This window comes from Desulfuromonadales bacterium (assembly GCA_035620395.1).
Taxonomy (GTDB): Bacteria; Desulfobacterota; Desulfuromonadia; order Desulfuromonadales; family DASPGW01; genus DASPGW01.
Genome location: DASPGW010000273.1, coordinates 1 through 8,699 on the forward strand (window position 1 = coordinate 1; position 8,699 = coordinate 8,699).

At 63.4% G+C, this 8,699-nt stretch carries 7 protein-coding genes; all 7 read right to left on the reverse strand.

The window, feature by feature from the left end; all coding sequences use genetic code 11:
- Positions 1-18 precede the first annotated feature (18 nt).
- Positions 19-3,039, reverse strand: a complete 3,021-nt coding sequence (locus VD811_15105; GenBank protein ID HXV22311.1) for a malto-oligosyltrehalose synthase — start codon at positions 3,037-3,039, stop codon at positions 19-21.
- A 186-nt stretch (positions 3,040-3,225) separates the two neighbouring features.
- Positions 3,226-5,106 carry a malto-oligosyltrehalose trehalohydrolase gene (gene treZ / locus VD811_15110; protein ID HXV22312.1) on the reverse strand — a complete coding sequence of 627 codons (1,881 nt, stop codon included), beginning with the start codon at positions 5,104-5,106 and terminating at the stop codon, positions 3,226-3,228.
- A 271-nt stretch (positions 5,107-5,377) separates the two neighbouring features.
- The gene (locus VD811_15115) at positions 5,378-5,848 is read right to left on the reverse strand and encodes a nucleoside recognition domain-containing protein (GenBank protein HXV22313.1); all 471 of its coding nucleotides are present in this window, start codon (positions 5,846-5,848) and stop codon (positions 5,378-5,380) included.
- Positions 5,848-6,297 carry a nucleoside recognition domain-containing protein gene (locus VD811_15120; protein HXV22314.1) on the reverse strand — a complete coding sequence of 150 codons (450 nt, stop codon included), beginning with the start codon at positions 6,295-6,297 and terminating at the stop codon, positions 5,848-5,850. Before VD811_15120 ends, VD811_15115 begins: the two co-directional genes overlap by 1 nt.
- A 123-nt stretch (positions 6,298-6,420) precedes the next feature.
- Positions 6,421-6,909: a CreA family protein gene (locus VD811_15125; protein HXV22315.1), complete on the reverse strand. Its 489-nt coding sequence runs from the start codon at positions 6,907-6,909 to the stop codon at positions 6,421-6,423.
- A 68-nt stretch (positions 6,910-6,977) separates the two neighbouring features.
- A complete protein-coding gene (locus VD811_15130) occupies positions 6,978-7,265 on the reverse strand; it encodes a coiled coil domain-containing protein (GenBank protein ID HXV22316.1) in 288 nt (95 codons plus the stop codon).
- 101 nt (positions 7,266-7,366) lie between these two features.
- Positions 7,367-8,578, reverse strand: a complete 1,212-nt coding sequence (locus tag VD811_15135; protein ID HXV22317.1) for an OmpA family protein — start codon at positions 8,576-8,578, stop codon at positions 7,367-7,369.
- Between the last annotated feature and the right edge of the window lie 121 nt (positions 8,579-8,699).

The window sequence follows — 8,699 nt, forward strand, 5'->3', positions numbered from 1 at the left end:
AATTCAAGTCCCCCTTTTTCAAAGGGGGGGAACACCTTCACAACCGACCCTCTCCAGCAGCGCCACCGGAAAGTCGGCCAGCACCTCCGCCAAATGGAGTCCTTCGCCCCCTTCCCGCCGGACCGCCTCACAGATCTCCCCCGTAAAGACGTTGCGATAGCGCCCCCCTTCCCCGCCGGCAGGGAGGACGATCCGCGTCGTCTGCCAGACCTCCCGTCCCTGCGGCAACTCGCCGGGCCCTTCGACCAGCCGGGTGAAAAACCGCGGCGCGGCGACGATGACCGAACTGTCGCCCAGCTTCCGCTCAAAGGCGCAGATGTGGTCGGACCGCTCCCCCCGGACTTCGAGGGGGAGGTAGCTTCCCCTCTCGAACAGCTCGCGCTTCCCGCTCCGGAGTCCGAGCGCCTGGCGGATCAGGTAGAGCTTGATTCTGCCGTCGCGCATCTCCGCGGCCAGCTCCCGGGCGAGTGCGAGCAGACCGGCCTTCTTCTCCCCCTGCCGGATCTCCTCGAGCCGCCGGCGGCGCAGCCCGAAATCGACCGGCCGCCGGTTGTCCGGGTCGACGAGGCTGAGGTCCCAGAGCTCGCTCCCCTGGTAAAAATCGGGGATGCCCGGGGCCGTAATCTTCAAGAGGGTCTGGGAGAGGGCGTTGAGCATCCCGCAGTGGCTCGTCAGGCCCTGAAATTCCCGCATGTCCGCCAGGAAAGTATTGAGGGGGTCTTCCTGCAGAAGAAGATCGATGAAGCGGATCAGCGCCTCTTCGTAGGCCGCATTCGGCCTGGTCCAACTCGAATTGACCTTCGCCTCCCGCACGGCCTTCAGCATGTAGTCCCTGATCCGCTGCCGGAACGCCGCGAATTCCCCGGACGCCGGTTCGACGGGCCACGCTCCGACCAGGGTCTGGTAGAGAAAATACTCTTCATTCGGGTCGGGAGCCGGCTGCCCGTCCACCAGCGTCTTTTTCTTCTTGTTGAGGCGCCGCCACCTGGCCAGCGCTTCCCGCCACAGCTCGGGAACCTCGGAGAGGACGTCGATCCTCGCCCGCAGGTCCTCGCTGCGCTTGGTGTCGTGGGTGGAGGTGGCCAGCAGGGTCAGGGGGCAGGACCGGCTGCGCTCGATGTTCTGGCCGTGGAATGCCTCCAGCGGATAACCGAACCGCTCCGGGTTCCCCCCGACCTCGTTCAGGGAGACGAGCCGGTTGTAGACATAAAAGGCGGTGTCCTCGACCCCCTTGGCCGTGACCGGGCCGGTCAACTGCTGGAAGCGCATGACGAAATCGAGCCACGTCTCCCGCTCCTTCTCCCCCGCGCCGGCCTCCACCCCGAGCAGGAGCACCCCTTTGACGAAATCGAAGACGGAGGGGTCGGTGGCGGGGTTTTTCCGCTTCGCGCGGGCGACGGCATACTCCACGTAGCGGCGGTCCCGCTCCGCCACCTCCCGGCCGCTGGTGTAGGTCCGGTAGACAGGGAAAAAGGCGATCACCTCCACCAGGGCCTTGATGAGGCTGTTCAGGGTGAAGTCGCGCGTGTGCCGATTCACCTCCGAGATGGCGTTGAGGCGGTCGCCGAGGGTGTTGATCTCGCCGGACATGGCGGCCTGCATGACCAGCTTCTTCTTCTCGTAGACGATCTCCGGAAAATTCATCCGTGAGCGGATGAACCGGGCATAGATGGCGTCGAACGCCCTGGCGTTGCCGGTTTCCACGAAGATGCCGTTGACCTGGTTGGCGAACTCATAACCGGTGGTGTTGAAGACCGGCCACGCCTCGGGGATCTTCTCCCCCTTCATGAGGATCTTCTCCCCGACGACGTAAAACGGCCTGAAGCTGGGCTCCCGGGCGAGCCTCTCGGCGTAGTTGCGCCGAAACCCGGCCACGTGCTTCCTTTCCTCGTCCTCGGCAAGCCGCCTTCCTGCTGAGCGCTCCAGGGCGGCGAGCCTGCGCTGGAGGTAGCACCCCCACTGCAATTGCCCCAGGTAATCGGCGGGAGCGTAGAGGCCGTCCAAGTGGTCCACCCGCAGCCCGGTCACTTTCCCCTCCCGGACCAGCCGGAAGATCAGCCGGTGCGTCTCGGCAAAGACCTGCGGGTTCTCCATCCGGATCGCCGCCAGGTCGTTAATGTCGAAGAACCGGCGGTAGTTGATCTCCTCGGTGGCGACCCGCCAGTGGGAAAGGCGGTAGACCTGCCGCCTGAGCAGGTCGTCCAGCAGATCGAAACTGGCCGGCGCCCCCCTTTCGCCGTTGAAAATCCCCGTATTGCGGTCGATGAATCTCCTGATCTCGGGGCATTCGTTGCAGAGTGACCAGAGGCGGCGCTTGACGACTTCCTTCTCCCGGTAACGCTCGACAATCCTCTCCGGGTCGCTCTCCGTGTAAGGCGGGAGATTCTTCAGGGCGGTATCGATGCTCTGCAACTCCTGGTAGCAAAAGTTTTCGGCACCAAGCGCCTGCTCCAGCTCCTCCAGCCGATGGGTGAGGATGGCGCTGTAGCTCTTGGGCATGATCGGCAGCCGGTGATCGTAGTAATAGAGGAAGAAGGCCCCCTCCTCGAAGGCCAGAATCAGCTCGCCATTTTCGAGCACCGCCCCGTACTGGTCTCCAAGGATGGGGCAGAGGACCTTGTCTTTCAGCTCCCTTTTGACCGGCTCCCAGTCGACGTCGAAGAAATCGGCGTGCAGCGAACTCGGGCCGTTTTCGAGCAGGTCCATCCACCAGAGGTTGTCGCTGCTTTCGATGCACATGTGGTTCGGAACGATGTCGAGCACCTGCCCCATCCCGCAGCGGTGGAGTTCCGCCACCAGAGCGTCGTACTCTTCCTCGCTCCCCACCTCCGGGTTCAGGGCGTTCGGATCGACGATGTCGTAGCCGTGGCGACTCCCCTTTCTCGCCCGAAAATAGGGGGACGCATAGAGGTCGCTGATCCCCAGCTCGTGCAGGTAGGGGACGATCTGCCGGGCGTCGGCGAACCGGAAGTCGCCGTTGAACTGCAGCCGGTAGGTGGCGACGGGGATTCGCGCTTGGTCAAACGGGCGGTCGGGCATCTTTTCTCCAGAGCAAATTCCGATGAACCTGGAACCAGTAGTCTTACGCGAAGCCGCGAAGTAGGGGCGGCGCTTGCTCCGCCCAATCGGGGCGCGGCAAGCAGCGCCCCTACATCATGGGTCGTGAATTTCTTCGCGTTCTTCGCGGCTTCGCGTGACTAACTGCTGGTTATAGGATTCCATGAGCTATTCTGACGCGTAGAGAACGAAGCTCCAGGGGGCAAGCGTCACCCGGGTATCTCCGCTGCCGGCGGGCAGCTCCCCGGCGGCGGGGCTGCCGCCGCCTCCCCAGCGCTCGTCCGCCGAATCGAGGAGCTTCCGGCAGGCTGCGAGGCGCAGGGGGATGGAAACGGTGCACTGCGCATCGCTGAAGTTGAAGAGGCAGAGGACCTCGCCGGTGTCCGCCCACCGCCGCAGGACCAGGACCCTGACCTCTGAGATCGCCGCCACTTCCGTCTCCGCCCGGCTGAGACGGCGCAAAGGGGGAAGCGCCTTCCGCAGGCGGAGCAGCTCCCGGTAGAGGGCGAAGAGCGTGGCATGCATCCCTTTTCGGCGCAGCTGCGGGTCGATTTTCGCCGAAAGGAAGGTGGTTTCGGCCTGGGGGTCGGGAATCTCCCCCTGCCAGGCGAAGGCGGCGAACTCCTCCTGCCGTCCCCGCCGCACCGCCGCGACCAGCTCCGGGTCGCCGTGGTGGATGAAATAGGGGAAGGGGGCGCTCTCTCCGTACTCCTCCCCCATGAAGAGCAGCGGCAGACAGGGGGAGAGCAGAACCGCTCCGGCCGCCAGCTTCAGCTGCTCCGGCCCCGCGCTGTGGCCCAGGCGCTCGCCGCGCATCCGGTTGCCCACCTGGTCGTGGTTCTGGGAAAAGACGACGAACCTGCCCGGCTCCAGCCCGGCCGAGGAGCTGCCGTGCCGCCGCCGGCGGTAGCGGGAATGCTGGCCGGAGTAGACGAACCCCTCGCGGAAGGCCTTGGCCAGTTGGGAAAACTCCCCGAAATCGACGTAGTAGCCGTCCCGCTCGCCGGTCAGCAGGGTGCGCAGGGCATGGTGGAAGTCGTCGTTCCACTGGGCATCGAGCCCGTGGCCGCCCTGCTGCGGCGCCGTGATGGTGCGCACGTCGTTGAGCGAGCTCTCGGCAATGACCTGCACGGCCCGGCCGAGCCGTCGCGCCTCGGCGTGGACCGCTTCGGCCAGCTCCTGCTGAATGTGTCGGGCGCTGAAATCGAAGATCCCGTGAATGGCATCGAGCCGCAGGGCGTCCACATGGTACTCCGTCACCCAGTAGAGGGCGTTGCTGATGAAGTAGTGGCGCACCGCGTCGCTGTCCGGGCCGTCGAAGTTGACCGCCTCCCCCCAGGGAGTGCGGTAGCGGTCGGTGAAGTAGGGTCCGAAGCAGCCGAGATAGTTTCCTTCGGGCCCCAGGTGGTTGTAGACGACGTCGAGGATCACCGCCAGCCCCCTGCGGTGGCAGGCATCGACCAGCTGTTTCAGCCCCTCCGGCCCGCCGTAGCTGTTCTGGGGGGCGAAGGGATAGGCGCCGTCATAGCCCCAGTTGCGCTCCCCGGGGAACTGCGCCACCGGCATCAGCTCCACCGCGGTCACGCCGAGTTCCGCCAGGTAGTCGAGGCGCGAGATCGCCGCCGCGAAGGTCCCCGCCGCGGTGAAGGTCCCCGCATGCAGCTCGTAGATGACGTACTCTTCGAGCGGCAGCCCCTGCCAGCCGACGTCCTGCCAGGCAAAGGCGTGCGGGTCGACGATCTGCGAAGGGCCGTGCACCCCTTGCGGCTGGAACCGGGAGGCCGGGTCGGGTCGTTCCGTCCCGTCATCGAGCCGGTAGAAATAGCAGTCCCCTGGCCGTGCCATGACGGTCCCGACGAAGTAGCCATCCGCCTCGGCCCGCAGGGGGAGCGTCCGGCTCGTCCCGCCGCCGAGCAGCCGCACCGACACGCGCTCCGCCTTCGGCGCCCAGACCCGGAAGCGGGTCTCACCGCCGTCCAGGCAGGTGGCGCCGAGATCAAGCTGCCAGGGGGGAGCAGTCTTCTCTGCATTGAGTTCAGTTGCAGTCATTCCCTGGACCTCTCGTGGCCAACAAGAACAACTGCAGTTTAACATCTCATATTCATTGGGCAATCGACCGCCCCGGTCTGGACGTTTATTGACCGGGGCGATGCATTGCCGGAGTCTGCACCGAAAGGCACCCAGACCCATCTTTCGGCCCAGGGGAGGAATTGGGGTTTTTTTCTGCGGATAGGGATAAGGCGGGGGGTGGAAGCGCTGGTTCAGGACTGACTGCTGAGGCAGGAAACATCCATTGAAATTAGTTGGAAATACTTATATTTTACGCTCCCCCTGCCGGCTTTCCGTTGTCTTCATCGTTCTTCTTCCGCCGCCACAGCCACGCCAGGACGGCGGTCAGGCCGAAGGCGATGAGCAGCCGCACCCCGAGCATGATCCAGCCGTTCCCGCCGATCACCACGAAAATCAGGGTGTCCTCGACCACGGCGTGACAGGTCGCCAGAAAGAGTCCCATCAGGAAGAGTTCGCGGCCGGGCAGGCGCTTCTCCTGCGCCACCCGGATGATGATCCCGGCGCCGTAGGCGATGCCGAGGAAGATGCCGGTAAAGAGGGGGACGGCGGCCTGGGGGGAGAGCCCCATGCCCCGCATCATCGGCTCGACCGCCCGGCCGGCCCGGCGGAAGACGGGATGATAGCGCAGCACCTCAAAGAGGGTCACCAGCGGCACGACGATCAGCAGCAGCTTGGCCGAAAGTTTCAGCGCCCCCAGCAGGGCGAGCAGCAGCGCTTCCATCATCCCACCCAGAGTCGGTGCCCGAGTTCGAGGAGCATCCCGGTGACGCCGGCGATCAACAGCCGACAGAGGGTCAGCAGGCCGCCGCGGGCGCCGGTGCTGCCGAGCACCGCCCCTTCCACCAGCAGGTTGTGCGCGATCCCCATCATCAGTCCGCACTGGGTCACTTGCCAGGGGGTGAGGTCGAGGGGGGCCATGACAGCCAGGGCGGCGTAGAGGTTAAGGAGAAAGGCGGCGATGAAGGCGAAGGCCGCCGCGCCTGGCAGGCCGAAGAGCTGCATCAGCGGGGCGAAGAGCTCACCGAGCAGATCGATGACCGGCGTCTTCTTGAGCAGGTCGACCGCCACGTAAAGCGGGAGGACGAACTTGATGAGCTTGAGCGAGGTCTGCAGGCCGCCGATGAAGCCGGTCCGCAGCCGGGTGGGGATGTCCGGGATGATCACTGCCACGCGCGTGCCTCTTTCCGTTCGGCTGTTCCGGTCAGGGACCGGAGATTAGCAATTTTCCGGCGGCGTGGCGAGTCCCCATTAGCATACCAAGTGATTGTGCCCTCCACCCCTTAGCCGGATTCTTCAAGGCTTCGGCCAGGGCATGATAGGCACAGTACTGATACTGTTCTTTGGGCTGCCTTCGAGCACCCGGTCGCTATAGGTGACGTAAACCAGCACGTTGCGCTCGCGATCAAAAAAACGAACGACCTGCAGCTCCTTGAACAGAAGGCTGCGGCGTTCATCGAAAACCTGCTCGCCGTCCTTGAGCTCGTCGACAAAGCTGATTGGTCCGATCTGTCGGCAGGCAATGCTGGCGTCGCTGGTATCCTCGGCAACACCGATCGCGCCCTTGACCCCCCCTGTCTGCGCACGGCTGATGTGACAGGCCACCCCCTTGACCTTCGGGTCATCGAAGCCGTCGACCACGATCTTGTCGTTGGGTCCCACCCAGCGAAACCGGGTACTCACCTCTCCGGTGCCTCCCCGTTCCGGGCGACTGACCAGCCACCAGACGGCCCCCAAGAGCAGCAACAGCACCAGGGCGCCCAGCATTATTCCTGCACGTTTCATAATTTCGTCCTTGCTCCCAATGAGATGAACAACGGGCCGGGCCAATGGGGAGCGGCAGCCTTATTCTGTTATTTGAAACGGGATTTGGCCGAGTCGATGGCCTCCCCCATAGCCGTCCAGGCCAATTCGATGCCTGATTTCAGGTCTTTCCAGGCGCCTTCTCCGGACAGTTGCAGTTCCTCGATTTTCTCCCTGGCGGTTGCCTGCTTCAGCTTTAGTGACTCGATCTGTTCGGCGTACTCATTCTTGGCATCGGCCTTGACTTCGCCTGCCTTGGCGACCAACGTGTCGATCTCGGCATTCCATTCCGCGAGTTTTTCCTGCAGCTTTCGCACGTATTCATCTCTGCTGCTCATGATTTGTCTCCTTTTCTGGGTGTTCAAAATCCTGCGGACTGACAATAAAAATGGGGGCCGGGAATACCCGGCCCCTTGCGTTTTGTTCCCGCGGAAGAGGGCTAGTCCGGGAGAACTGCGCGGCAGATGACCTCGACACGGCGGTTCTGGTAACGGCCGTCTGCCGTGGCGTTGTCAGCGACCGGCTGGGATTCGCCGTAACCTCTGGCTTTGAGCTTGTTGGCATCGAGACCGTAGTTCCTGATCAGTGCCTGACGCACGGCTTCAGCTCGCCGCTCGGAGAGCTTCTGGTTGTATTCGTCATTTCCCTGGTTGTCCGTATGCCCAACGAGAAGGATGAAGGGGGCGTTGTTGTTCTCACGGACAAACGCGGCCGCCTTGTCGAGTTCTCCCTTAAACTCGGGTTTGATCTCCGCCTTGTCGGAGTCGAAGTTGATGCGCAAGGTGAGTTTCAGTTCACACCCCTTGTCATCGACCACGATTCCCTTCGCTGTGCCGGGACATTGGTCCAGGTAGTCGAAGACGCCGTCGCCATCGCTGTCGAGCGGACAGCCCTTGGCATCGACCTTCACCCCTTTAGGGGTTCCCGGGCACTTGTCCAGGTAGTCGGGAACGCCGTCGCCGTCGCTGTCCAGCGGACAACCGTTTACATCGACCTTCACCCCTTGAGGGGTTCCCGGACACTTGTCAAGATCGTCCGTCACGCGGTCACCGTCACTGTCTTTGGGCGCCGGGGGTAGAGCCGCCGGGGCCACAACGGCAGGAACTGCGACAGGCACGGGCTTTGCCATCTCGGCGAGTTGGAACTTGAAGCCTGCGGTGTAGAGGAGATTGTGATCGAGGGGGGTCTCGTTGAAGACGACCAGATGCCGCACATCGGCCCGCAGGGCGACGTTTTCGGCGATGAAGTAAAGCAGGCCAGCACCGTAATTGGCCATGAACTCACTGTCGTCGCCGAGATCATAGCCGCCGACGCCGGCGGCCAAGTAGGGCACCAGGGGGCGCTCCGGCATGAAATGGTAAAGGGCGTCGAGCCGATAGTTCAGAAGATCGACGGAGCGGTCGGTCTTGTCTTCGTCGAGGTTGGCGGCGCCGGCCAGCACGGCTTCCAGCCCCAGGACCTTGGTCAGGTTGTAGCCGACGCCGAGGCTGTAGGCCAGGTCGTCATCGACATTCTGGTCCCCTTCTGTCATGACACCACCCAGCATGGGGGAAAAAGTCAGCACGCCGCTTTTGAGTTCGGCCCGCGATGTTGCCGGGAACATGACGAGCGCCATGATGAGTGCGGCAAAAAACAACTTTGGAAACTTCATTCAAGTACCTCCCTGTAAAACGAATCAATAAAAAAACGGCTGCAGATGGTGTCGTCCTGGCCGCCGGCGACCAAGATGGATGTAAACGGCCGCCTTCTGTTATCCAGTTTGGACCCTACAA

What these genes read in the sequence shown, in the direction of transcription:
- VD811_15130 (HXV22316.1), bottom strand. Translation starts at nt 7,265, where the DNA reads ATGAGCAGCAGAGATGAATACGTGCGAAAGCTGCAGGAAAAACTCGCG.
- VD811_15115 (HXV22313.1), bottom strand. Translation starts at nt 5,848, where the DNA reads ATGGAAGCGCTGCTGCTCGCCCTGCTGGGGGCGCTGAAACTTTCGGCC.
- treZ (HXV22312.1), bottom strand. Translation starts at nt 5,106, where the DNA reads ATGACTGCAACTGAACTCAATGCAGAGAAGACTGCTCCCCCCTGGCAG.
- VD811_15135 (HXV22317.1), bottom strand. Translation starts at nt 8,578, where the DNA reads ATGAAGTTTCCAAAGTTGTTTTTTGCCGCACTCATCATGGCGCTCGTC.
- VD811_15105 (HXV22311.1), bottom strand. Translation starts at nt 3,039, where the DNA reads ATGCCCGACCGCCCGTTTGACCAAGCGCGAATCCCCGTCGCCACCTAC.
- VD811_15125 (HXV22315.1), bottom strand. Translation starts at nt 6,909, where the DNA reads ATGAAACGTGCAGGAATAATGCTGGGCGCCCTGGTGCTGTTGCTGCTC.